Source organism: Veillonella parvula, from assembly GCF_047241225.1.
GTDB classification, from domain to species: Bacteria; Bacillota; Negativicutes; order Veillonellales; family Veillonellaceae; genus Veillonella; species Veillonella parvula_O.
Window position 1 is genome coordinate 1 of the sequence record NZ_JBKTIE010000005.1, and the last position, 26065, is coordinate 26065.

At 37.5% G+C, this 26065-nt stretch carries 18 protein-coding genes; 2 read left to right on the forward strand and 16 right to left on the reverse strand.

Going from position 1 to position 26065, the window contains the following annotated elements; translation table 11 throughout:
- Positions 1–86: 86 nt before the first annotated feature.
- Entirely contained in the window at positions 87–1319 is a 1233-nt protein-coding gene (locus tag ACLRYO_RS08780; protein ID WP_413084818.1) for an acyl-CoA thioesterase/BAAT N-terminal domain-containing protein, read from the reverse strand.
- Between the two features lie 272 nt (positions 1320–1591).
- Between ACLRYO_RS08780 and ACLRYO_RS08785 the strand changes: the two genes are divergently transcribed.
- On the forward strand, positions 1592–2446 hold the full coding sequence (locus tag ACLRYO_RS08785) for an IS30 family transposase (protein WP_412191716.1): 855 nt from the start codon (positions 1592–1594) through the stop codon (positions 2444–2446).
- A gap of 112 nt (positions 2447–2558) precedes the next feature.
- Here the strand turns inward: ACLRYO_RS08785 and ACLRYO_RS08790 are convergent, their stop codons facing one another.
- The 8 genes from ACLRYO_RS08790 to ACLRYO_RS08825 all read right to left on the reverse strand — a co-directional run bounded on the left by ACLRYO_RS08790 (position 2559) and on the right by ACLRYO_RS08825 (position 11048).
- Positions 2559–3992 (reverse strand): hypothetical protein, encoded by a 1434-nt coding sequence (locus ACLRYO_RS08790; protein WP_278457443.1) that lies wholly within the window; start codon positions 3990–3992, stop codon positions 2559–2561.
- A gap of 16 nt (positions 3993–4008) precedes the next feature.
- Positions 4009–5283 (reverse strand): hypothetical protein, encoded by a 1275-nt coding sequence (locus tag ACLRYO_RS08795; protein WP_278457441.1) that lies wholly within the window; start codon positions 5281–5283, stop codon positions 4009–4011.
- Between the two features lie 17 nt (positions 5284–5300).
- Positions 5301–5507, reverse strand: coding sequence for a helix-turn-helix domain-containing protein (locus tag ACLRYO_RS08800; RefSeq protein ID WP_176815303.1), 207 nt, complete (start codon positions 5505–5507; stop codon positions 5301–5303).
- 284 nt (positions 5508–5791) lie between these two features.
- Positions 5792–7399, reverse strand: coding sequence for a hypothetical protein (locus ACLRYO_RS08805; RefSeq protein WP_278457438.1), 1608 nt, complete (start codon positions 7397–7399; stop codon positions 5792–5794).
- Between the two features lie 127 nt (positions 7400–7526).
- The gene (locus ACLRYO_RS08810) at positions 7527–7808 is read right to left on the reverse strand and encodes a CD1845 family protein (protein ID WP_278457437.1); all 282 of its coding nucleotides are present in this window, start codon (positions 7806–7808) and stop codon (positions 7527–7529) included.
- Positions 7809–7956: 148 nt separating this feature from the next.
- Positions 7957–9576: a 23S rRNA (uracil(1939)-C(5))-methyltransferase RlmD gene (gene rlmD / locus ACLRYO_RS08815; protein ID WP_413084819.1), complete on the reverse strand. Its 1620-nt coding sequence runs from the start codon at positions 9574–9576 to the stop codon at positions 7957–7959.
- Complete coding sequence (locus ACLRYO_RS08820; protein ID WP_278457433.1) at positions 9576–10244, reverse strand: TerC family protein; 669 nt, start codon at positions 10242–10244, stop codon at positions 9576–9578. Before ACLRYO_RS08820 ends, rlmD begins: the two co-directional genes overlap by 1 nt.
- Before the next feature lie 144 nt (positions 10245–10388).
- A complete protein-coding gene (locus tag ACLRYO_RS08825; protein WP_278457431.1) occupies positions 10389–11048 on the reverse strand; it encodes a TerC family protein in 660 nt (219 codons plus the stop codon).
- Between the two features lie 327 nt (positions 11049–11375).
- Between ACLRYO_RS08825 and ACLRYO_RS08830 the strand changes: the two genes are divergently transcribed.
- Entirely contained in the window at positions 11376–12734 is a 1359-nt protein-coding gene (locus tag ACLRYO_RS08830) for an MATE family efflux transporter (RefSeq protein ID WP_413084820.1), read from the forward strand.
- A 51-nt stretch (positions 12735–12785) separates the two neighbouring features.
- On the opposite strand, the gene uvrC is transcribed toward ACLRYO_RS08830, so the two are convergent.
- The 7 genes from uvrC to ACLRYO_RS08865 form a co-directional block, all read right to left on the reverse strand.
- Complete coding sequence (uvrC, locus tag ACLRYO_RS08835) at positions 12786–14612, reverse strand: excinuclease ABC subunit UvrC (RefSeq protein WP_413084821.1); 1827 nt, start codon at positions 14610–14612, stop codon at positions 12786–12788.
- Between the two features lie 134 nt (positions 14613–14746).
- A complete protein-coding gene (gene uvrA / locus ACLRYO_RS08840; RefSeq protein WP_413084822.1) occupies positions 14747–17599 on the reverse strand; it encodes an excinuclease ABC subunit UvrA in 2853 nt (950 codons plus the stop codon).
- 134 nt (positions 17600–17733) lie between these two features.
- Complete coding sequence (gene uvrB, locus ACLRYO_RS08845) at positions 17734–19911, reverse strand: excinuclease ABC subunit UvrB (RefSeq protein ID WP_413084823.1); 2178 nt, start codon at positions 19909–19911, stop codon at positions 17734–17736.
- Positions 19911–20207 carry a hypothetical protein gene (locus ACLRYO_RS08850; RefSeq protein WP_227036835.1) on the reverse strand — a complete coding sequence of 99 codons (297 nt, stop codon included), beginning with the start codon at positions 20205–20207 and terminating at the stop codon, positions 19911–19913. The genes uvrB and ACLRYO_RS08850 overlap by 1 nt, the downstream gene beginning before the upstream one ends.
- Positions 20208–20283: 76 nt before the next feature.
- A complete protein-coding gene (gene ftsY / locus ACLRYO_RS08855) occupies positions 20284–21219 on the reverse strand; it encodes a signal recognition particle-docking protein FtsY (protein ID WP_278457421.1) in 936 nt (311 codons plus the stop codon).
- The gene (smc, locus tag ACLRYO_RS08860; protein WP_278618045.1) at positions 21219–24773 is read right to left on the reverse strand and encodes a chromosome segregation protein SMC; all 3555 of its coding nucleotides are present in this window, start codon (positions 24771–24773) and stop codon (positions 21219–21221) included. Before smc ends, ftsY begins: the two co-directional genes overlap by 1 nt.
- A gap of 45 nt (positions 24774–24818) precedes the next feature.
- Complete coding sequence (locus tag ACLRYO_RS08865; protein ID WP_278618043.1) at positions 24819–26009, reverse strand: elongator complex protein 3; 1191 nt, start codon at positions 26007–26009, stop codon at positions 24819–24821.
- Positions 26010–26065 lie beyond the last annotated feature (56 nt).

The following is a 26065-nucleotide window of genomic DNA, read 5'->3' on the forward strand; positions in this document are numbered from 1 at the left end:
TGATAGGCTTGCCTACGTCTGGACTACCAACCAGAACTGTGTTTTTATCTTAGTTAGGACTATTATAGCATATTTATAATCTATTTTTATTGCTTCTTCAAATGCCTATCAAAAAAATGAATCGTAGCCAACCAAGAATCCTTGCTCTCTTTCATCAGTAAACGCCAAACTTTTCGATAACGATGATTTGGTTGATAGGCCACCGTCAACATGTGACCTGTTTCATGATATTTTTTAAATATAATGTAGTGTCCTTTATAATGGGAGACAATATCATCAATTGCTGACGAAGCATCCCATATTTCATCAACAGTACTTCCGAGCAATAAGATTGGTGAATGAATTTGACCAACATCTATTCTAGCAGAGCAATCTTTAGGGAAGGTTTTTCTAAAAAGTTTACTGAACAGATAATCTCTAAGTCGAAACTTTTGATAGGAAAGTTCTTTTTGCAAATACGTCCAAGAGGAAGTATGAGAGTTCCATTTTCCTTTTATTCCTTCATACACCACATCAGAGGGGGAATTTAGTACCAAGCATTGAACGTCATTAAAAAGGCTCTCCTCAGCTAAAACGAATTCTGTTCCCTTAGACCGTCCATGGATTCCAATTCTTTCACTATCTACTTGAGGATGCTGACGTAGATAATCCTTTGCTCCCACAAGGCCCTCTAAAGGAATACGTTCCAAATGTTTTGGTAACCCCTCTAAACCAAAGTAGGCAACTGCTAAGCAAATATAACCTCTGGAAGATAGAAGCTGAGCCATATTCTGTGCCTTTTCAATTCTTCCTTCACTACCGCTCACAATAATCAATGCCGGTGCTTTTAGTGACTTTTTATCATAAAATAGTCTCCCTTGAAAATGTTCCCCGTAAATATCTTGATGACTAATTTGCGAACTCATGTAACGTCTTGAGAAGGTTCTCTCTGCAATAACAGTATTTCCTTGCATAATTTTGATTTTCACAAAAAATTGATCTAGTAAAGGAATTTTAGAAAGAGAACTTGGGAGTTTCTTTTTCTTATTGGTCAAGGGCTTAGCATTAAAAAATAGTCCCATTGTTGAAATGCCTTCATAAGAGCCAGAACAAGATGGAGTTTGTGAAATATCAATAATGCCATTCTTATCTGATACAAAAGTCCCTGTTGATCTCCATAAAACATCATGAGCTAAAAGCATGGGAGCATTGATACAATAATAATCAGTTAGGTACATCTCGACTCGATATGTTTCTCTTGGTTTTAAGCCATTGATGACAATATTGAAAGATTCGTCTGCTAACTCAGACTCTGAGATAAGTTCAATTTGTATAGTCATATCTTCCTCTTTTTGTTAATGCTATTAACAATGTGTTTTTAAATTTGGATAATATCAGATATTTATTTTTTGCTTAATTGTAGAATGAAATTGAACACATAAAAAATCCATAGTGAACCTTGTGTTATGATTTAGGTGTCTAATCAAAATATAACCGAGGTAATCACTATGGACTACAATAATCATAACACGACATTACGCACAAACACTTAAACTTCTAAGAACGATTTTATTTAGAAAAGAGAATCGTTCTAGGAGATAGTATTGCTGCAATTTCACGTGCACTGGGCCGTTCTAGAACAACTATTTATACAGAATTAAAACGTGGTACTGTAATTCAAATTCGACAAGGTAAATCTCAACTTGTATATTTAGCTGATTCTGGACAAGCAACATATGAAAGACAACGTGTTGGCTCCTTTAATACCATGAGAATTGGTGCTATAGAATCTTTTATAAATTGGATTGAAAGCAAGACTTTAGCTAATCGTTGGTCATTTGATGCTGCTGTTGGATATGCTAAACATAAGGGGTTGTTTGTGCGTAATGAAATGGTTTGTACTAAAACTTTATATAACTATCTTCACAAAGGTGTATTAGGTATAAAAGCAATTGATTTACCATTGGTAGTACGGCGTTCCCAACGAAAATCTATTTCTAGAAAACATAAGCGAGAACTTGGTAAATCCATAGAACTTCGCGATCCTAATATTGAAACACGCGAGGAATTCGGACATTGGGAATTAGATACCGTCCGTGGAACAAAAGATAAGACAGACCATGTTTTAATCTCTTTACTTGAGCGTAAAAGCAGATTGTATGTGGCTTTACGGTGTCCCTCAGCGCGTGCTACTGATGTAAAAGAAACACTGCATGCATGGTTAAATACGTTTAAAGATGTTAATCTAGCTTGCTTATGTAAAACAATAACTGCAGATAACGGTTTAGAGTTTTCAGAGATATCTAATTTAGAAAATGAAACCTTGTCTATTTATTTTGCTAGACCTTATTCTGCTTGGGAACGTGGATCAAACGAAAGGCATAATGGTTTACTTCGTAGATGTATACCGAAAGGAATGCCAATAAAAGCCGTTTCAGAGGAAACAATTCAACGAACTCTTCAATAGTGTAATAATTTGCCACGCAAGCTTCTAAATTATAGCCCCCCCCCTTGGATGTCTTTCTTGAAGAAGTTAATAGAATTGTAGATTTGGATACTGTTCAATTTCATATTGCAATTTAAAATTTTAAATAATTGTTTTGAAAAACCCTTATTTTATCACTTAATTTATCATTGTTAGATATAAGATGTAAGGATTTCACTTTATCTCTAATTTCTCCTAATAAATCTAAAACACCTTCTGATGTAATATTAGATTCAAGATAATCTAACATTTCTGAAAATTTTTTTTGACATAAAGAAAATTGTAACTTACTCTTTATAGATTCATCCGTAAAAGAAATTAATGCAATAAATGATTGCCTTGCATCAAAATTTTTAATTAATTCAATATAAATTGGGTTTGCATCCCATGCTTCTCCACTTCCATTAGTCAAGAATACAGATACTATTACTTTTACATATTGGAAATTCATTTGCGAAGGAATAGTACCATGATTACCTACTACAGCACGCAATTGCCTTGCAAAAGAAGGTTCATTATAAAAATTATTAAAACTATTATGAGCCATCATTAAATGTTCTAAAGACACTTTGATTATGGGAGCTTTTACAGTATCTGGCAAGTAAGACATTCCTCCCACAACTTCTAAAAATCTCTTTGCCTCATTTTTAGTTTGGTTATCTCCATTCGCCAAAAATGTTGCATATCTGATACCAAAATCCGATTTTACTTCTTCAGATATTATTTTCCATAATTCAGGTGCTAAATTATTTATATTACTTCTTGTCTGTTGACTTGTTTTTTCGTCAATGTATATACCAAAAAATCCCTTTGCCAATGCATCAGCTTTTTCAATGCTTAATTCAGTAAAAAATGGAACTATCATTGACGCTTGGACATCATCAATCACTTCGGATTTAATATTTGATAATAGCTGACCAATTTTAACCTGTATACTTGATGGTGGGGTTGCGATTACTTCTTTAATACATATCTCTAACCAGGAAATTATATTTAGCCCTGTTAATTCTGCCTGATTAGGATGTGCTGCACTTGCCCAATTCCTCATATAGCGTATGAAGTCTAAATGCTTATACCCTATTTGTGTAATCAAACCAATTTCCAATGCACCCTTAATTAAATCAAAATCATCTAACTTCAATAAATCTTCTGGTGAAGTAAATTGTTTTCTTCTCTCATCACTTATTACAACATCATAGAAATACTTAATATCTCCGTTTATCACTCTAATTCTTAGTTGTTTAATCGTTTCGTCCCACAAATAATTTAATGCTGCATCAAACAAGCCTGTCGATACTGCAACAAAAAACTTAGACAAATAATACGATTCCCTAATCAGCTCATTATTCATCTTATCTATAACAAACGGAAGATTTGCTATTGCAATTTTTCGTTCGTCTAACGAAGATAAAACATTGTCTGTCGGTAACCCTACTGCATGTAACACTGATAAATACATATTATTTGAATCTTGTATAATTTGTGATATCTCACTTTGATTGTTCCTAATTGATAATTCAGTTTCCATAAAATTTTCTCTCCTTTTAAATATTTTTCAACAATATAGATATTAAAGATAGACATCTTTTATAAAAATATTCATAATATAAATCATTTGAAATATCTATTTTATTCTTTTCATGATGTCTTATCCGATATGAATTTCCTATATCTGTCAACACTTTAAATTCAATATCAAACATTTTTTTAATGTGTTCATTTCCATAGCTTATATCATTAATGATTTTTTCTACCGATTTCTTTTTATCCAAAGTAGGATAATAATAAGTTTTAATTCTTTCAAAAGCATCCCAGATTTTTTCAACAGCATAGGAATAATTAGCTTTATTATACAAATCTTCAGCTATCCTTATTAATTCTTCAAGACCAGCTTCATTAATGTTTGTTGAATCATCAAATCCGATTACTTTATTACTTGTAGAATGTATTTCTCCATCTCTAAGCTCTACATTGATATTATTTAATTTAAAGATAGCATTTATTTCATTTTCAAATTGCGAAGATTTTGTAGTATGCCTATCAAAACTTTCAATAACATCGAACACAGTAAATGGAGTCGTCCCTTTTATAAAATCATTAAACTCCTTTATTTCTACATACTCATTGTCTACAAAATGTCTTGGAATATAAAATTTAGTAATGTCATCAAAAGCAAATTCACTAACTGATTTATAATAGTTCCAGTTAGTTTCATCAGTTAAGTAAAATATTTCATTATACTCATTCATCACCTTAAAGAGTTGATGTCTCACTGCATTAGGAAGTTTAACGCTAATTTTTTTATTTATTATTAGAGTTTTATTTCTTTCTGAAAAAGGGATATACATAGCTGGCTTCATTCTATATATTTTCCAACTAAAGACATCTCTCCCAGACAATTTACTTGTGGCAACTATCTCATACCCATCTTCATTTAGTAAAGTATTTATTCTTTCTAAATATCGTTCCCAAGCTCCATTTTCATCTCTCACTTCTGGATGAAATACTTCACAAAGAAAATTTAGCAAAATATTATCTTCACCATCAAGCAGCTGAAATCTTTCGTCTTCGAATATCCAATCGTCTGAATAATCGCCATTATGTGTATGCATTATAATTTCTTCTTCTGCATTCTCCACTCTTGAATCTCTACTTTCCCAATCTGCTAAGTTATACAATCTTTTCAAAAATCCAACAACATCAAATCGACCATAATAAGGGTAAAATATATTTTCTGTTATTAACCAATTATCTTCCGTTATTCCTTTTTTGAATAAGTCAAAAATGTCTCGTCTTGTAACACCTGTAATTTTATTCAAAGTATAATCTCCTCATATTAAATTTTCACACATTCTACTATTTCCTCAATATCACAATCCAATGCATTGCAAATTCTAAGCAAAACATCCGTAGTTACATTTTGCCCGTTCTTCATTTTGTAAAATGTACTTTTACTCACTTTTGCCTTTTCCATCAATTCATTATTTGTCATATCTAAATCAATGAGTTTTTTGAACAATCTTTTATAACTAAAAGCCCTCATTTTTATCCTCCGTTCAAGAAAACTATATTTAGTATATTATATCACAAAATATACTTTTTTCATAAATATATTCTCTTTAATCAAACTCGCACAAATAAAAGAAAAAGACGATATTTTTTTTCTCTATCGCCTTTGGTTACCATCTTTATGAAATTTTTTATTTTACAAAACTGGAATTTATATGAATGATGTGAATACTGTACAAACCCTAGTTTAAAGCATAATATAAAGTATCTATATAGGAAGAATTCTTGCCATACTTGTTCTTTACATCACGCTCCTAATTAATCTAAAAACGTAGTTTTCATATATTTTAGGAAATCATTTGATTTTCGAAGAACCTCTTCGAATACATCTATTTTACTTTTTTCTGATAAGCCAAATGTATTTGAAATCTTACTATATTCTTTACCTTTTCTGTGTCCAGATCCAGTAGATCTTAACTTCTGTAAATCCCTTAAAAACTTAATATGATTTTCATATCCAACAGCCTCATTTGATTGTATCCATCTTTCAAGTTTACTTATTCCTTTAATATCAGTTTGAACATCTCCAAGAACGATTAATTGCTTTTCATTAAGTGAGTCAATCAAAACTTTAACTAACGACAAAACTAATTGATCGAATTCTGGCTGACTTTCCCAAAACGGGATTCTAATTTGAGTTAGATTATATTGATCTTCCACAGATAATGGCAGATATAAATCCCAGCCATATTTTGTGTTCCATTGCTTTATTAAAGAACCATAAAGAACTTGAAATTTATGATCTTCCATATTTGACTCCGTAAATATATTACAGAAATCCCTTTGGAAAGATACCTGGCTTACTCCTTCTTCACCTACTATATTGTAACTTTTCCAGTATCCACGCTCACTTTCAGGTAAATCTCTTCCTAAATCGCCCAAATAAACTGCTACACAATTTTTATGATGATTATCTATTTCAATACCCCATAATGATTGACAACTCAAATATCCATCTCTAATCTCATATAACTCAGGTTTATTTACATATTTTTGTAATACATCACGCTTAAAAAATACTGGTGTTAAATACATAGGAGCATCTGGATTAGACCCAAAATAATTATTCAGCTTATCCGGATTGCACGTATTAAAAATCTCTTTTCCAAACTCGTCAATACCAATAATAAAGTCCTCGTAACTTTCTTTTTTTTCATACGGCCAATAACCACATCCCTCAATTGGCGCTGGTATAAGAATTTTTTTACCCATTAAGATACTATACACATATGTTGGAAAATTCATATCACCGCCCCATAATCCATAAAACAGACTATTATCTTTAGATTCGGTATTAAACTCTTCTAGCCCAAAATCAGATATTTTTCCATCGAACTTAGTTCTAATATCAAAAAAAAGTAAAATTGCCATCTGTTTTGCTGATGAATAATTACGTAAAAACTTCTTTTTAATTTGAATCGTCGTAGCATCAATATATTTAACCGCTTCTTCACTTTCCCCATTTTCATACATAGCCCAATATGATTTACTATTTTTGTTATATCGAAGATTGTTTAGTAAGATAAACTCCTGTGATAACTCAATATAATCTTCCTCAACACCATAAAAATCACGATAATATAAAATAGATTCAAAACCATCTTTTAGCAAATTCGCTTTATACTGATATGCGTATCCATTTCCTTCAAATCCGGGATTTCCTTGCTCGTTAGCAGAAACATCCCACCCAACATCATTATATACCTCATCTATATGATTTAGCGAAACTAACCCACACCAAAATTCTGCATCTGCACCATTCATATCTTTGTGACCGGATACCTGTATCCATTGTTCTTTTCCTAAATTTCTCTTTATATATTCCACGTTCTTGGTCTGCAAAATTATTTCTTTTACTCCATCCATCAAAATAACTCCTAACATAATTTGATTTTTAGGTAGTCTAAACAACGTTGTAAGATATTAATAACCAAACCCATTATTTAGATTTTCTATGTTCTCTATATCTATCATCGTTATTCTATATTCTTATTTAGATCGATTTTATTGCTTCATTGATACCTTGTAAAAAGGCTATAACTGCTGCTCCAACCATCGGTATTCCGTATGGGCTTAACAAGAATCCTACTATCAATGCTTCTATACCTATTGAAAAATCCTTTTGAAACAATGATACGACTCCAACAACGATACACATAAGCATTAGCAAATACAGTATTGTTGTTCCTATGGCAAGTAAAAATGTCAGAAATGCAGTGAGGATACTTAACACCAAGCTAATTGGAAACAAAATTATTTTTAATATCCATCTCATAAATACCCTCCATTTCTACTGAATCATTTTAAAATGCCTTAAAGCATCCATAATAGCTTCCTCTTTTTCCGGTGTGCATTGTGGTATAACCTGTTTTTCTTTTTTTGATTTATTATAATTCTCCCTTAATTCAATACCACACTTCTTTTTAATCTGTGCAATATAAAGTGTTGGAACTTTTAATCCAAATTTTTCTAATATATTCCTTAATTTGTGCATAAGACGCTTTACTTTCAGCACTTGTCAAATCAAGCTCATCAAGCTTAATTTCAACATCTATATGCTTATCGACATCAAGTTTGGACAATAGTGCCACCGCCTCAACGTGAGCAGTCATAGGGAACATGTCTACAGGTTGTACTTCTTTTAGTTCATAGCCATAGTGTGTGAGGATTTCAATGTCCCTTGCCATGGTTGCTGGGTTACAGGATACGTAGACAATGCGTTTTGGTTCCATGCCAGCTGCAGAGGTTAGTACTTCTTCTTTACAGCCTGCACGGATTGGATCGAATACGATGACGTCTGGTCGTACGCCAGCTTTGTAGAGTTTTGGCATTTCTACAGCCGCATCAGCGACGATAAATTCCGTATTATCATAGCCATTTCGACGTGCGTTTTCACGAGCATTGATAATGGCTGGTTTTACGATTTCAATACCGATAACATGTTTTGCCTTATGGGCCAAAAATAGTGAAATAGTACCTGTTCCACAGTACGCATCAATCACTGTTTCATCCCCTTTTAACTCCGCATAGGCTAGCGCTTGGTCATACAGTACTGTAGTTTGTTCAGGATTAACTTGGAAGAAGGAATGTGGGGATAAGGTAAATTGTAAGTCCTTTATATGATCTGTAATTGTTCCATCACCGTAGAAGATATGATTCTTAGGTCCTAATATAACATTGGTACGCTTACTATTTACGTTATGAACGATTGTTTCTACTTGAGGGATGCATTCTGTTAATTTCTCTACCCACTTTTCTTGATGTGGTAAATGGTCGGTAGCAGTTACAAGGATAATCATCCATCCAGATTGTCCGATACGACCGATGACATGACGTAGTACACCCTTACCAGTATGTTCATCATAAGGTTCAATATCAAACTCTTTGGCGATTTGGTAACAAGCTTGAGCAATGATATTATTCCCTTCATCTTGAATAGGACAGTTTGTACCTTGCACGATATCGTGAGAGCCCATCGCATAAAATCCCATTTGAATATCGCCTTTAGTACCGCCTACAGGCATTTGCATTTTATTGCGATATGCCCAAGGTTCTTTAGGCCCTAATGCAGGTTTTACAAGGTCTGGATTTTGATGACCAATGCGTTCGATAACATCCTTCACCTTTTGTGTTTTAAGTGAAAGCTGACCTTCATAGGTAATGTGTTGTAGTTGGCATCCCCCACAGAAGCCATAGAGTTCACAACTAGCATCGATACGATTAGGAGCCATTGTAACAATCTCTAATAGTCTACCTGTAGCATACGTCTTTTTCACCATATTGATGGATACTTTTACAGTTTCTCCAGGTAAGGAAAAAGGAACAAAAACAGTAAAGTCATCTACACGACCTACTCCTTCACCGCTGCTACCAATACCGTGAATGGTTACAAACACTTCATCACCTAGTTTAACAGGTGCATTAAGTATAGCTTGTTGTTTTTTAGATACTACACCGCTCACAGTTTGCTGTGAATTAGAGCGATTCTCTCTTCTATGTTGTTTAGATTTTTTTTTACGAGATGTACGATTTGTACCGTTCATTACACGTCTCTTTTCTTCCAAATTTTAATCATACCAGTCACAATGAGTACGAAGAATACGGTACCAAATTTCACGAGTAATTCTTCACCTTGAATATATGGCATAAGAAGTGGATCTTCCACAATCATTTCGCCTGCAACCCAGCCAAGTAGTGCACCACCAGCCCAAAGAATGGCAGGAAATTTATTGATAATACGAGCAAATAACGTAGAGCAAAATACGATAATTGGAACAGTAATTAACATACCAGCGATAACAAGCTCTAAATGACCTTTAGCGGCACCTACTACACCGATGACATTATCAATACTCATCATCGCATCGGCTACAATAATTGTCCAAATGGCACCCATTAAAGAATTCTTAGCTTCGATATGTGCATCTTCATCTCCACCCTTGAGTAATTGAATGGCAATCCATACAAGCACAAGTCCACCACCTAAATGGATAAGAGGTACCAACGTTAAAGCTTCTACAAGAAGTGTGGCAAAGATAAGGCGCATTAGAATAGCCCCTACCGTACCCCAGATAACAGCCTTCTTTTGTAATTCTGGAGCTAATTTACCAGCCGCCATACCGATAACAACAGCGTTATCTCCTGCTAACAAAATATCTATTAAAATAATCTTACTAATGGTTATCCACGTAGCGGCTTCCAAAAATTCCATTCTGTACTTACCTCAATTCTGTCTACTAATTCTATAACTATCCCTTAACTATACCATAAATCTTCTATTTTCTCATCTACAAGAGAGCTATTAATTTACATAAAAAATCTCTCCTCCTGTGATTAGGAGAAGAGATGTATTACATTATTTCTTAAGTTTTTTAGCGAACAAAGATGCACCTACTACGAGGATTACTGCAGCGATTTTAATGAACAACACGTATGGTTCAACCGTATGGGCAATCAATGTATCCTCTACAGCCATGCCAGCACCTACCCAACCAAGAATACCACCGCCAACATATAAGATAATTGGAAAACGTTCAATAACTTTCACAAATAAAGTACTTCCATAGATGATGATTGGTACAGTAATCAACATACCAATAGCTACCATCGTCATATGACCACCTGCAGCACCAACTACACCGATAACATTATCGATGCCCATAATACCATCTGCAATTACAATAGTAGTAATAGCAGCACGCAAACTATCCTTCGCTTCAATATTATGCTCGCTATCATCATCAGCAATAAGTTTGTAACCGATCCATAAAAGAAGGATACCACCTACTAAACGAAGAGCAGGAATATTGTTCAGTGCCTCTACAAATAAGAATGCCATAACAAGGCGTAAAATAATGGCCCCCGCTGTGCCCCAGAAGATAGCTTTCTTCTGCAAATGAGCCGGTAAATTACGAGCCGCCATACCAATCACAATAGCATTATCACCAGCAAGTAAGATATCGATAACAATGATTTGTAGCATCGCCAATAAACCTTGAATAGATAAGATGTCCAATGTCTCCTCCTTATAATATAACTATAGTATATATATTATAATCGATATAGTTCAATGGTGTAAAATTCAATTTGTAAAATATATATTCATATTTAGCATACTCTATTCCTATTACTTTATTCATATTAATGAGAGAAATATAAGACTACAAATAAAATCTCTACGACACATAAACTCTTTATTTATAGAGTAATAATTAACATATATGGTTCTTTATTTCACTCTATATTTTACTCCATATTTAATTCCTAAATTTTAGGGAGTTTATCTATTAAATTAGACTACTTTATGGTATCGTATTATATATCATTACTAAGGGAGGTTAGTATGTATCAAACATATTCTATACTGCAAAAATTATGGTTGTTCATAAAACTATTTACTCCAATGTGCATTACTCAATTTTCCCTGATTGGGGCTACCTTCATCGCCATCTTTTTAACTGGGCAATATAGTACGACTGATTTAGCTGGTGTCGCTACGGGATATAATTTGTGGCTCCTCTTCTATATCTTTGCACAAGGTACATTAATGGGTATCACGCCAATTATTTCTCAACTATTAGGAGCTAAGAAAACAGGTGATATTCCAATAATCTTTCATCAAGGCCTTTTCATCGGTACAGGACTAGCATTTTTAATTTTATTAATTGGTATATTCGGCTTACGCCCTTTATTGACATATTTAAATCTTGAACCGGCTGCCGCCGAGGTATGTATTAGTTATCTGAAAGCCTTTGCACTTGGTTTATTCCCATTACTCTGGGTAAATACCTTGCGTAACACGGTCGATTCTCACGGATTAACACATTACTCCATGGCCATCGTCTTTACAAGCTTTGTGATTAACGTATTCTTAAATTACGCACTCATCTTTGGTCATTACGGCTTTCCTGAAATCGGTGGTGTTGGTGCTGGCTATGGTATTGCCGGTGCCTGTTGGACCAACTTTATTTTATTTAGCTTAGTCATTCTATTGCATCCTAAGTTAAAAGGCTATCACATCTATAAAGATTTCCATAGCCCTAATTTTCACTATATCCGTGAACAATTACAAGTTGGTATACCCATTGGTTTTTCCATCTTCTTTGAAGCTAGTATCTTTAGCATTGCTGGGCTTTTAATGGTTCACTTTGGATCTGCTGTAGTAGCAGCTCACCAATCGGTTATTTCCTTTACTAATGTTTTCTACTGCTTGCCATTAAGCATTGCCATGTCTTCTACCATTGCCGTTGCTTATGAACTCGGTGCAGGGCGAAAAAAGGAAGCTATTCAATACTCTTATATTTCTCGTGTATTAGCTATCATTATAGCCATTCTCATATGCGCCTTTACATTCACCCATATGGATAATATAGCTGATCTATTTACAAATGATGATGAAGTATATGAGCTTATTTATCACTTCCTCGGATATGGCGTATTCTTTGCAGCCATCGATGCCATAGGTACACCATTACAAGGTATTCTAAGAGCCTACAAGGATGTAAAAGTAGTTCTTTACATCTCGCTCATATCCTATTGGGGCGTATGTTTTCCAACGGCTTATACCCTTGCTAAAAATCCTAATTATGGACCATTTGGCGTATGGATTGGATTATTGGCTAGCGTGGTAGTTGCGGGTATATTATTTACACTTCGTACATACTACATACAACATTACAAACCTAGAACTATTACAAAATAATATAAGCACCTATTGATTACGCTCAAGTGTAAGTAATCAATAGGTGCTTTTTTATTTTAAAGCCTCTTGTTTCTCTACTTTGGACATACGGAAGAAATTATATAGCGTTTCTGCCGTCTTATAATTCATAGATTCTACATTTGCAAGTTCATCAATAGATGCCTCTTTCATTGCCTCTAAACTATTAAAGTGAGCCCATAAGGCCTTACGGCGTTTAGGACCGATACCTTCAATATGATCTAGAATAGATTCAAGATTTCGCTTGCCCCGCAACTTACGGTGATAGGTAATGGCAAAACGATGCGCTTCATCACGAATTTGTTGAAGTAATTGAAGCTCCGGCATGTGATGACTCAAAATGATACTTTCAGATTGTCCCTCTACAAAGACCTCTTCAATACGCTTAGCCAAGGAGATAACTGGCACATCTGTAACACCAACGGCACGGATTAACGGCAAAGCCGCATTGAGCTGCCCCTTACCACCATCGATGATAATAAGATCTGGCATAGGCCAGTCTGTTTCATTACCGTAACGACGTTCCATGATTTCAGCCATCGATTTAAAGTCATCAGGTTTACCTTGTGTGGTTTTCAGTTTAAAGCGGCGATATTCCTTCTTCGCAGGCTTGCCACCTTCAAAAACAACCATAGAAGCCACCGTTTCAGTTCCTTGTGTATGAGATATATCAAAACACTCCATACGTTCAGGTAAACGCGGTAAGTCGAGAATCTCGGCTAGTTTCTTAACCGCCCCGCCAGTCTTATCGATTTGGTGCTGCCACTGACGACGACGTTCTTCAAGGAAGGTTTCCGCATTTTCATGAGCCATCTTAATCATGTCCATCTTATAGCCACGTTGTGGCACAGATACTTCTACATGTTGACCTTTAAGCTGTGTAAACCATTCACTTAATAAGTCTCTATCAGAACTATCCATAGGTAGTAATAATTCCTTCGGAATGAAGTTTGTATCTCCATAGTATTGCTTGATAAAGTCCGTCATAATCGTTTCTGGACTATCGCCATCATGTTGCACAAAGTAATTTTCACGGCCTAGAAGACGACCACCACGGATGAATAGCAACTGTACACAGGCCATCGATGTATCAACAGCCAATCCTAAGACGTCTAAGTCGCCACGTTGGGTAACCATGCGTTGCTTTTCTTGTATCTTTTCAATGCTAGACAATTGATCACGATAACGTGCAGCATCTTCAAAGCGTAAGTCCTCTGCAGCAAGCTCCATCTTCTCTTTAATTTCCTTCAGTAAAGGGATAGGCTTACCTTCAAAGAGCTCTATGATTTCGTCAATATACTTTCGATAATCCGATACGGAAATCTTGTTAAAGCACGGTGCTTCACAGTAGTGCATATGATATTGCAAACAGGGTCGCTCTACCTTCATAGACTTACATGTCCTGAGTGGATAGTACTGGCGTATTAATTTCAATACCACATGGACGGATGTAACGTCTGTAAAAGGTCCAAAATACTTGGCTCCATCCCGTTCAAGACGGCGCGTCATATATACGCGTGGGTAATCCTCTTGCACAGAGACTTTTACATATGGGTATGTCTTATCATCACGAAGTCTAATGTTATATTTAGGTTCGTGTTCTTTAATTAAGGTATTCTCTAAAATGAGCGCTTCCATTTCCGTCTTGGTTTGAATGACTTCCACATCGACGGCACGCTTCATCATGGCCGTAACCTTTGGTGCGCGGTTCGCATCATTACGTACATAGGAACGCACACGGTTGCGCAGATTAATAGCTTTACCTACATAGATGATTCGGTTATATTGATCACGCCATAAATAGACACCTGGCGTTGTTGGCAGATGACTGACCTTTTCCAGTAATTCTTCAGACGGCATGTTTCCTCCTTTCCTTGTAGATTACAAGAGAATAGCTTACACACTTCTTTAAATAATGCCCTTTATGAGTTGCAGGATGTAATCTATTCTCTTTATGATTTTTCTTTTATGGAAACTTAAATATATGTACTATTTTATTTCTTATGCTTCGCTGCTTTCATAAATTTCTTAGTCTGTTCCAATACAGGACCTAAGAATTTGCCGGTATAACTTTCTTTCACCTTAGCAATTTCCTCAGGCGTACCAGTAGCCACGATAGTGCCACCGCGATTACCACCTTCAGGACCAAGATCAATAATGTGGTCAGCCATCTTAATCACATCTAAATTATGTTCGATAACGACAACAGTATCCCCGCCCTCTACGAGTTGTTGCAATACATGTAACAACTTACGAATATCTTCAGCATGAAGACCTGTAGTAGGCTCATCGAGGATGTATAGCGTTTTACCAGTGCTACGACGCGCTAGCTCTGTAGCTAATTTAACCCGTTGAGCCTCACCACCAGATAATGTAGTAGCCGCCTGACCTAAACGGATATACCCAAGGCCAACCTCTTGAAGAGTAACCATCTTACGATTGATTTTAGGTATGGCACTAAAAAATTCTACAGCATCATCAACTGTCATATCTAATACATCAGCAATGGATTTGCCTTTATATTTAACCTCCAAAGTTTCACGGTTATAACGCGCCCCTTTGCAGACTTCACAAGGCACATACACATCAGGTAAGAAGTGCATTTCAATCTTGATGATACCATCTCCACGACAGGCCTCACAGCGACCACCTTTTACATTAAAGCTAAAACGACCTTGTTTATAGCCTCGCATCTTAGCTTCTGGCGTTTGACTATATAGTTCGCGAATTGCATCAAATACACCAGTGTATGTAGCTGGATTGGAACGAGGTGTACGACCGATAGGACTTTGGTCAATATTGATGATCTTATCGATGTGTTCTAAACCACGAATCTCTTTATGAGCTCCTACCTTGTGGAAAGAACGATATAACTGATTGGCTAATCCTTTATAGAGGATTTCATTGATCAAAGTAGACTTACCAGAACCACTGACACCAGTAACGACAGTTAATATGCCGATAGGAAATTTTACATTAACATTTTGTAAATTATTTTCCTTAGCCCCCCGAATTTCAATACATTTCTTACCTGGTTTACGACGTTCGTCAGGAAGAGCAATAAACTTACAGCCACTCAAATATTGGCCAGTAATGGAATCTTTGACCTTCATGACTTCGTCTACTGTACCAGCTGCAATGATTTGACCACCATGTTCGCCTGCACCAGGACCGATGTCTACAAGGTAATCAGCAGCACGCATCGTATCTTCGTCATGTTCTACAACAAGCAAAGTATTTCCTAAATCACGTAACCCTTTTAATGTATCGATAAGGCGATCATTATCGCGTTGATGTAAACCGATAGAGGGCTCATCTAGGATATATAATACACCTACTAAGCCAGAGCCGATCTGTGTAGCTAACCGAATACGCTGTGCTTCACCACCAGATAATGTGCCTGCACTACGGTTCATTGTTAGGTAATCGAGACCTACATTATTAAGGAAACCTAGACGAGCATTGATTTCCTTTAAAATTTGAGCACCAATCACTTGTTCACGTTCAGTTAACTGTAGATTACCAAAGAAATCGAGTGCTTCTTTAATAGTTAACTGCGTTACTTCGTTTATATTCTTATCCCCTACAGTAATAGCTAATACTTCAGGTTTAAGACGAGCCCCATGACATGTAGTACACGGCTTAATAGACATAAACTTTTCAAATTCTTCACGCATAGAGTCTGTAGAGGCTTCACTATGACGGCGCTTAACCATCGGTAAAATACCTTCGTACTCAGTAAAGAATTCCTTTATCTCACCTCTCATATTTTCATAGGTGAAACTTACCTTATCCGTCGTACCGTACATCACCTTTTTCTGTAATGCTTTCGGCAATTCATCATAGGTGGAGTCTAAGGAATATCCATTAGCTTTTAATAGACCTTCTACTTGACGCATAAACCACGCATTAGGATTGGAGCTCAAGGCTTGCACGCAACCATCGGCAAAGCTAATAGATCCATCTGGAATAACGCGCTCCTCATCAACCTCCATAGTAGAACCAATCCCTAAACAAGATGGGCACGCACCAAACGGACTATTAAAGGAGAACATACGCGGTTCAATTTTAGGTAATGAAATATGACAATCTGGGCACGCAAAATGTTGGCTATACATGTGTTCAGGTCCGTCTACCTCTTGAATCACAACGATGCCTTCTGCCCATTTTGAAGCGGTCTCCATAGAGTCAGCCAACCGAGATTCAATGCCTTCTTTTACAACGAGACGGTCCACAACGATATCGATGGAATGCTTCTTATTTTTCTCTAATACAATTTCTTCGTCCAAGGTGCGTACTACACCGTCTACTCGAGCACGAACAAAGCCTTCCTTGCGAAGTTGTTCAAATACCGATTTATGTTCCCCCTTTTTACCTTGAATCATAGGGGCTAGCACTAAAACCTTAGTACCTTCTGGAAAGCTCATTACATCATCGGTCATTTGTTGTATTGTTTGCTGGGTAATAGGCTTACCACACTCTGGGCAATGTGCATGACCTACGCGTGCAAATAAGAGACGTAAATAGTCGTAAATCTCCGTAACAGTGCCCACTGTAGAACGAGGATTACGGCTGGTAGTCTTTTGGTCAATAGAAATAGCTGGAGATAAACCTTCAATATAATCGACGTCGGGTTTATCCATTTGTCCCAAAAATTGACGTGCATACGCAGATAGGGACTCAACATAACGTCGTTGCCCTTCTGCGTAAATCGTATCAAATGCTAGGGATGATTTACCAGAACCACTGAGGCCAGTTAAGACAATAAACTGATCACGTGGCAAGGATATATCAATATTTTTTAGGTTATGCTGACGCGCACCTTTTACAATCAATTGGTCTTTCATTATCTTTCCTATTTAAAGAGATGATACCAAACGGCATCATCTCTCCGATTACTAACATGAAATAATATATGTATATTATCGCACATATAGTCTATATAATCTATGTGTTTTCTTACAATCTTTTAAAATTGCTCCTAAGATTTACTTTTTTGACTTGTCCGCTTTCTAGATTTGGCAGAAGCAGGCTTCTTCAACTTGCTATCTCCTGCACTATGCATATCGGACCATTGTTGACGTAATACGCCCAATTGATCACGTAACTTAGCCGCAGCTTCAAATTCAAGCTGCTTAGCGGCGGCCTTCATTTGACGATCTAGCTCTTCAATCTTATTGTACAATTCTTCCGGTGTTATATCTGCCACCTTAGGTGCTGATGTATCTTGAACATATGGTTCGTGTCCATGGTCCATGCCCTCTGAGGATTTTTTTGGGTTTCCTTTTTTCAGTGAAAGTCCCTTTCCATCGGTAACCATATCTTCTTCGATTTTCGTTAATTCGATAAGCTCTTTTACATCTTTAGATACAGATTTAGGCGTAATATTATGTTCAATATTATAAGTCTCTTGCACGGCACGACGACGATCGGTTTCATCGATAGCTCGTTGCATAGAACCTGTTACACGATCTGCGTACATGATAACATGACCATTCACATTACGGGCCGCACGACCTATAGTTTGAATCATAGCCGTATCGGAGCGCAAGAAACCTTCCTTATCCGCATCTAAGATTGCAACCAAGGAAACCTCTGGCATATCGAGACCTTCACGAAGCAAGTTAATACCAACTAATACATCAAATACACCAGCCCGCAAATCACGAATGATTTCAGCTCGCTCAATAGTAACAATATCGGAATGAAGGTAACGAACTCGTACGCCCATTTCCTTCAAGAATTCTGTTAAATCCTCAGCCATTTTCTTCGTTAAAGTCGTAACGAGAACACGCTCATTCTTGGCAGCTCGCTTGTGAATTTCTCCAAGCAAGTCATCCATTTGCCCCTTAATAGGACGAATTTCGATTGATGGATCTAATAAGCCCGTAGGACGAATGATTTGCTCTGCAATATTCGTTTCTACTTCCATTTCGTATGGGCCAGGCGTTGCCGATACGTAAACAATTTGATTGATACGCTCTACAAATTCATCGAATTGAAGCGGTCTATTATCAAGTGCAGATGGAAGACGGAACCCGTATTCTATAAGAGATTCTTTACGGGCACGGTCACCATTGTACATAGCTCGAATTTGAGGCATCGTCACATGAGACTCGTCCACCATGATGAGGAAATCATCTGGAAAATAATCAATCAATGTAAACGGTGCTTCCCCAGCCTTGCGTTCAGACATATGACGTGAATAATTTTCGATACCCGAGCAATAGCCCATCTCTTGCATCATTTCTATATCATAACGCGTACGCTGTTCTAAGCGCTGAGCCTCCAATAGACGGTCAGCAGCTTTTAACTTCGCTAACTGCTCATCTAGTTCGGCTTCAATACGCTCTACGGCAATATTCATCTTCTCTTTCGTCGTCACATAGTGAGATGCCGGATAGACAGCAACGTGCTTTCGTTCCGCAATAACTTCACCCGTCAAGGAATCTACCTCTACGAGGCGGTCGATTTCATCACCAAAGAGCTCCACACGAATGGCTCTTTCACTATAAGCGGCAGGGAAAATATCAATCGTATCCCCTTGTACACGGAAAGTGCCGCGAATAAAGTTCATATCATTTCTCGTATATTGAATATCTACGAGTTTAGATAAGATTTCATCGCGCGACTTCGTTTGACCTAAGCGCAAAGACAATACGAGATCAGAATAGTCCTCAGGGTCACCTAAGCCATAAATACAGCTAACAGAGGCAACGATAATGACATCGCGGCGCTCAAAGAGGCTCATCGTAGCACTATGTCGCAGTTTATCAATTTCATCATTAATAGACGCATCCTTCTCGATATAGGTATCACTAGAAGGAATATAGGCCTCCGGTTGATAAAAATCGTAGTAAGATACAAAGTATTCTACCGCATTATTAGGGAAGAAGCTTTTAAACTCACTACATAATTGAGCAGCCAAGGTTTTATTGTGAGCAATGATTAAGGTCGGCTTTTGAACGGCCTCAATAACCTTGGCCATTGTAAAGGTCTTACCAGTACCAGTGGCACCGAGTAGAACTTGGGCCCATTCACCGCGTTCAATACCTTCTGTTAAAGATTGAATCGCGGTAGGTTGGTCACCTGTAGGCGCAAAGGGCGCCTCCACTTTAAATGGTTGGCCCCCCTCGTAATTATATGTACTATGCTTCATTACTGTTCATCCTGATGTTTACGGATGGCCTTCATCTCTTCATCCGTCAAACGACGACCTACATTTTCCGCTTGATTCAACGTATCCTCACCTTCTAAGACTTCGATGAGCATAGCAATAGAAAAGCGATCTAGTGTAGGTGTGGTCTTCTGGATTTCATCAGCCATCATCCAATCTGATTCAGTATAGTTATTAATACGTTCTGTAATTTCTTCCCAGTTTGAAAGTAGCAATCGTGTAATGGGGCGATATAGTTCAATGCCAAAATACTCGATTAAACTAACAATTTTATTCATATTTTCTAGGCTAACATTACATTCATTTTTTTTATTTTCAGATTCTACATATTCAAGTAAGAATTCCCGGTTATATTTATTTGTCACCTTGAATCATTCCTTTATCAAATAGTGCATTAGCAAATTCTTTTGCATTGAATGGACGCAAGTCATCCATACCTTCGCCAACGCCAATCCAGCGTACGGGTACGCCTAGTTCCTCTTTAATAGAGATAACTACGCCACCTTTTGCCGTACCATCTAGTTTAGTTACAACAATACCATTTACTGGTACAGCTTGACCAAATAATTTAGCTTGGCTTACTGCATTTTGACCCGTAGTACCATCTAAAACGAGCAATGTTTGATGCGGTGCACCTTCTACGTGATTATTCGCTACGCGCCCCATCTTTTTAAGCTCTTCCATAAGGTTAACCTTAGTATGTAGACGACCAGCCGTATCTACGATAACAAGGTCTGCATTACGAGCTTTCGCAGCTTCCATTGCATCATATACAACGGCAGCAGGATCTGCGCCTTCTTTATGTTTAACAATCGGCACACCAACGCGATCAGCCCATATGGATAATTGGTCAGCTGCAGCGGCACGGAATGTATCACCTGCAGCAATGATAACCTTTTTACCTTCTTTAGTATAATAATTAGCCAATTTAGCGATTGTCGTTGTTTTACCAACACCATTTACACCAACTACGAGGATAACCTCAGGATGGTGCAAAGTAATTTCATCTTCTTGATCGATGAGCATTTCCGTGATGCGGTCTTCCATGAACGGCATTACATCGCCTGTATGATTGATGATACCTTCTGTTACACCACGACGAATTTCTTTCATCAAGTATTCTGTCGTCTTAGGCCCTAGATCACTAGTAAGCATAACTGCTTCTAAATCATCTAAAAAATCATCATCGATTTGCGCATAACCAATAACGATACTTTCTACATTTTTTACAAAAGACTTACGAGTTTTTTCTAAACCGTCTTTAATTCTATCAAAGAATCCAAATGCCATTATGCTAGATCCTCCTTCACATCTTCAAATGCTACTGTTAATAATCGTGATACACCGCGTTCCACCATGGTTACCCCTTGAAGTACTTCGGCAGCTTCCATCGTCTTTTTACGGTGAGATACAACGATAAATTGTGTTTCTTTATTTACTCGATTTAAGTAGGAACTAAATCGTTCAACATTGGCTTCGTCAAGCGCCGCGTCAACTTCGTCAAGCACGCAGAACGGAGCTGGACGATAATCGAGGAATGAGAACAATAAAGCGATAACCGTAAGAGCACGCTCGCCACCCGATAAGAGTGTCAATTGTTGACGCTTTTTCCCTGGTGGTTGAATGTAGAAGTCAATACCACCCGTCAAAATATTATCTGGATCAGTCAGTACAATTTGCGCAGTACCACCACCAAACAATTGGCTGAATACTTCTTGGAATCTACAGCCTACCACATCCAATACATCGTATAGCTGTGTACTCATAGCCTTATCCATTTCGGCAATAACCGCCTGTAGTTGCGTCTTTGCCGTATCTAAGTCAGCTAATTGTGTAGTTAAGAAATCATATCGTTCTTTAGTCTCTTCGTATTCCTCAACGGCATTTGGATTGACTGGACCCAGTTCGGCAATTTCAGCCATCAAACGAGCTTGCTCATCCTTCCAATCGTTAACAGATCCTTCAATGCGAAGGGCTTGAGCATCTTCCAAAGTAAAACCTAGCTCTTGTAATTCTTCTACAAAGCGCTCACAGTCCATGCGATGACGTGTAATTTTACCTTCCATATCAACAAGACGACCTTGCACCACTTTATAGCGTTGATTTAATCGGTCTTGCTCACTGAGGATAGATTCCATTTCATCGCGCCCCGTAGATGTTTTATCATAGGCTTCATCACGAAGAGCACGTAATCGTTCAACCTCAGCCGTAGCAGAGGACAACTCTTGTTCTGCAGCTTCTTGAGCCTTAGGTAATTCCTCTTCACAACGTTGTGTAGTACTCACTAACAAATTACGAAGTGGTGTTAAGCGCTCAATAATACTAGAAATAGATTGATTACGCTGTTCACGTTGTGTTTCCCGTTCCTGAATGGTATGTCGCAAGGTATCACAAGTAAGGCGAGCTTCTGTAAAAGCTTCATACGCCTCTTGTTGCACCTTTTGCAACACAGTCAATCGATCCATCAACGCCCCTTGATTACCATCCACACCATGATCCTCTTGCAAAGAAGTTAATGCAGTTTCTTGATCTTTCAAGTTAGCAGTTGTAGTAGCCAAATCAATATCAATATGTACTAAACGTTGCTCTTCTTCATGGAGAACACGTTTCTTACGATCTAGCTGATTTTGTATATTTTGTACCTTTGTTTCGCTCGCCACATAGAGTAAATTTGTATGTTGATAGCTTTCATCAAGAGTCGCTTGTTCCTTTTCAGCCTCTTCAACCCGTTTTTCAAGGCGTTCTAAGTTAGCTATTAAGGAGCAAATTTGTCCTTCAATTTGTACCAGTTCTTGTTCAAGACTAGCAGCCTCTTCCTTGCGGCTCAATACAGAAGCACGCTTACGCTTTGTGGCACCACCGGTTAACGAACCACCAGGTTGAAATTGTTCCCCTGTAAGAGTTACGATGCGCAATTGCTGATTGTATTTTTTCTGTAATCCAATGGCATCATCCATGGAAGATACTACCAAGGTGCGCCCCAACAGGTATTGGAAAATATGAGCGTACTTATTATCAAAGGAAATACAATCAACAGCAGTGCCTAATACACAGCTTTCATGTAAAGCCGGTGTATCATATGGTTTACCTTTTACTGAATCCATCGGCAAGAAGGTTACACGACCACCTTGGATAGATTTCAAATAATTGACACCCTCCGCAGCAGCGCGAGCTGTAGTAGTCACAACATGGTTAACACTTCCGCCTAAGGCCGTTTCGATAGCCGTAGTATATTTGTCCTCTACCGTAAAGAGATCACCAACAGCGCCTGTGATTTGTTCGCGCCAGGACCCTTTACCGTTGAGGATGTTCTTTGTGCCTTCTAAGTAACCTTCGTGCTGTTCCTCCCACTGTGCTAAGAGTTCTAATCGACCTTTTGCACGTTGTTCTTGAGTGCGCAGCTTTTGTAATTTCTTACGCTCTTCACGCGCTTTCATAGCCGCATTCTTAGCATCATCAACGAGGGCTTGTCGTTGAGCAGATAAGGCATTAAATTTTTGACCTAGCGTTTCAAATTCAGAACGAGCGACTTGTAGTTCACTATCTACCTGTGCTATCTCAGATTCTAGAATAGCACATTGATTTTTGCTTTCTACCTTGCGAGCTTCTAAGCTCCGAATACTAGCCTTAGCCGTTTCAATAGCACTCACAACTTCTAATTGACGTTGCTCAAAAGCCTCTCGATTAGATTGCAAGGATTGGAACTTAGCTTGTTCTGCCCTTACATCTTCAACAGCCTTTTTGTAGGTTCCTTCTAATTCTTTTAAATTAGACTCTTTCTCTACTAATTGAGCACTTTCATCTTGAATCAATTGATTTAAGATGCGCAATTGTTGCTCCTCGCCCTTTTGCGTAGCCTCTAGCTCGCTAATGCGCATAGACGTTTCATCTAATTCACGGCGCGCTGTTTTTAATTGCTCTTCTAAGAGACGTAAATGACCAGCTAAGCGTTCTTCATCACGTTGTTTTTCAGTATACTGAGCCTCCCACAACTTAAGCTGTTCCTGCTCTTTTGACGAGGACGATTGCAATTCGTGACGACGAGCCTCTAATTTAGACAATTCAGTTTGAAGCTCAATTTCTTCATCTTTAAAAGCAATATTATCGTTTTCAAAACGCGTTAAAAGACGATCAGAGGTCTTATAATTGTGAAAGCCTAAAGCTCCATCATAATCGCGCTTTGTACGGCTTAAGGTCATATATTTTTTAGTCTTTTCTGCTTTTTCAGACAAAGGGCCTAATTGCTCTTCAATGGTAGCCATTACGTCACGTACACGCTCCATATTACGGTCTGTACTGGCAATACGACGCAATGCATCTTCTTTATTGATCTTAAAGCGAGAAATACCTGCTACATCTTCAAAGATAAGACGACGTTCTTCAGGTTTAGAATTTAAAATAGCGTCAATTCGGTTCTGACCAATGATGGCCATGGAATCTCTACCAAGACCGGTATCTGCTAGTAAAAGATGTATGTCCTTTAAACGACAAGATCGCTTATTAATGAGAAACTCACTTTCACCAGTACGATAGATACGGCGTGTTATAGCCACCTCAGCCATATCTATATCTAATTGTTGGTCACTATTGTCAAACACAAGTGTAACCTCAGCAGCGCTCATAGGTTTGCGCTTTTCCGTACCAGAGAAAATAATATCCTCTGCTTTTTGACCGCGCAAATTACGGACATTGGATTCTCCCAATACCCATTTCATAGCATCCGTAATATTACTTTTACCACTTCCGTTAGGACCAATAACGGCAGTCATTCCTGGTGAGAATTTTACAATCGTTTTATCAGCAAACGATTTAAAGCCCTTTAATTCCAACCGAAGTAATTGCATGACTGCCTCCTTTCTACTAACAATCCCGAATAATCATATCTTTAATTATAACATATATTGTAGGCCATCAATACAGCAAAGAACGGTATTTCTCGTGCTATCTTCGCACCATTCAAATGCATACTGCGGATACTGAATCTGAAAATATTTAACGTTTCGATTATTAAGGCCTCGCACCTTAGATGTTAAGCGTCTCGGATAAGAAATAACAATATTATGCTGTACTGCAATACCATTATTCCTAATATAATTTGTTCTATCATTATTAGTGTTATCTATATATCCACTATTATCAGCATTAACTCTACTTAATTCTAGGTTTCCATAAGTAGTGAATTCAGTTAGAGTAAAACAATCGTTACTTAGTGAGTACGTATACTGAGACACATGCTCATCAATACAACGTTCAATTCGCTGCTTATACTGTTCATTCACAACTAGCTCTCCCATAGCTGGTTCATATGGACCTGCCACTAAGCTATTACCGGAATCTAATTCTTCTGTACTTTGTAAACCCGTACGAATGACTTCAATACCATGCTGTTCAAACCAATCTTTTAAAAATGCACAATACTGTATAGCTAGCTCAGTACTTAGTGGTTCATATTCTCCAGCTCTATACTGGTCGGCTAGCTCTGTATTTTCTATAACTAGTACGGGATAGATACGTACAAAATCAGGTCGTAATGCGGCTACCGTAATGGCCGTTTCTATTATGGTTTGCCAAGTCTCTCCTTTTAGTCCTGGTAAAAGTTGAACGCCAACAGTCATATCACGATGTTTTAATCGTGCAACAGCCTCTACTACCTCTTGTGCCGTATGCCCTCTCTTAGCATCAACTAAAATACCATCATTCATAGACTGCACACCAAGTTCTACAGTTTTTACTCCATAAGACTGTAATAATGTAATCGCTTCATCACCTACAGCATCAGGTCTTGTAGAGCAACGTATGCCATCAATGAAACCTTGTTGAAGCATTTCATAAGCAGGCATTAATAATTTATGTTGTAAATCTTTAGGAATAGCCGTAAATGATCCACCATAAAAGGCAACCTCCCAAAACTTTTCATTACGCTTTGTCCCTACATAGTCTTTGATTGTTTGTTGTATATATTCTGTAGTTAGGTGACTAATACCAGATTGGCCCGTAATACGAGATTGATTGCAAAATGTACACACATAGGGACAACCTACGTGAGGTATAAAAAAGGGAATCATACCAAATGGTTTCATAGACACCTCCTCTTCTTATGTAAAAATTATTATTCATCTAGTATTATATAGATTAT

Coding starts and splice junctions, on each gene's coding strand:
- ACLRYO_RS08820 (WP_278457433.1), bottom strand. CDS start 10,244: ATGGAATTTTTGGAAGCCGCTACGTGGATAACCATTAGTAAGATTATT.
- uvrC (WP_413084821.1), bottom strand. CDS start 14,612: ATGCCGTCTGAAGAATTACTGGAAAAGGTCAGTCATCTGCCAACAACG.
- ACLRYO_RS08865 (WP_278618043.1), bottom strand. CDS start 26,009: ATGAAACCATTTGGTATGATTCCCTTTTTTATACCTCACGTAGGTTGT.
- ftsY (WP_278457421.1), bottom strand. CDS start 21,219: ATGGCATTTGGATTCTTTGATAGAATTAAAGACGGTTTAGAAAAAACT.
- ACLRYO_RS08780 (WP_413084818.1), bottom strand. CDS start 1,319: ATGACTATACAAATTGAACTTATCTCAGAGTCTGAGTTAGCAGACGAA.
- ACLRYO_RS08830 (WP_413084820.1), top strand. CDS start 11,376: ATGTATCAAACATATTCTATACTGCAAAAATTATGGTTGTTCATAAAA.
- uvrB (WP_413084823.1), bottom strand. CDS start 19,911: ATGAAGCATAGTACATATAATTACGAGGGGGGCCAACCATTTAAAGTG.
- ACLRYO_RS08790 (WP_278457443.1), bottom strand. CDS start 3,992: ATGGAAACTGAATTATCAATTAGGAACAATCAAAGTGAGATATCACAA.
- uvrA (WP_413084822.1), bottom strand. CDS start 17,599: ATGAAAGACCAATTGATTGTAAAAGGTGCGCGTCAGCATAACCTAAAA.
- smc (WP_278618045.1), bottom strand. CDS start 24,773: ATGCAATTACTTCGGTTGGAATTAAAGGGCTTTAAATCGTTTGCTGAT.
- ACLRYO_RS08850 (WP_227036835.1), bottom strand. CDS start 20,207: ATGAATAAAATTGTTAGTTTAATCGAGTATTTTGGCATTGAACTATAT.
- ACLRYO_RS08810 (WP_278457437.1), bottom strand. CDS start 7,808: ATGAGATGGATATTAAAAATAATTTTGTTTCCAATTAGCTTGGTGTTA.
- ACLRYO_RS08805 (WP_278457438.1), bottom strand. CDS start 7,399: ATGGATGGAGTAAAAGAAATAATTTTGCAGACCAAGAACGTGGAATAT.
- ACLRYO_RS08800 (WP_176815303.1), bottom strand. CDS start 5,507: ATGAGGGCTTTTAGTTATAAAAGATTGTTCAAAAAACTCATTGATTTA.
- rlmD (WP_413084819.1), bottom strand. CDS start 9,576: ATGAACGGTACAAATCGTACATCTCGTAAAAAAAAATCTAAACAACAT.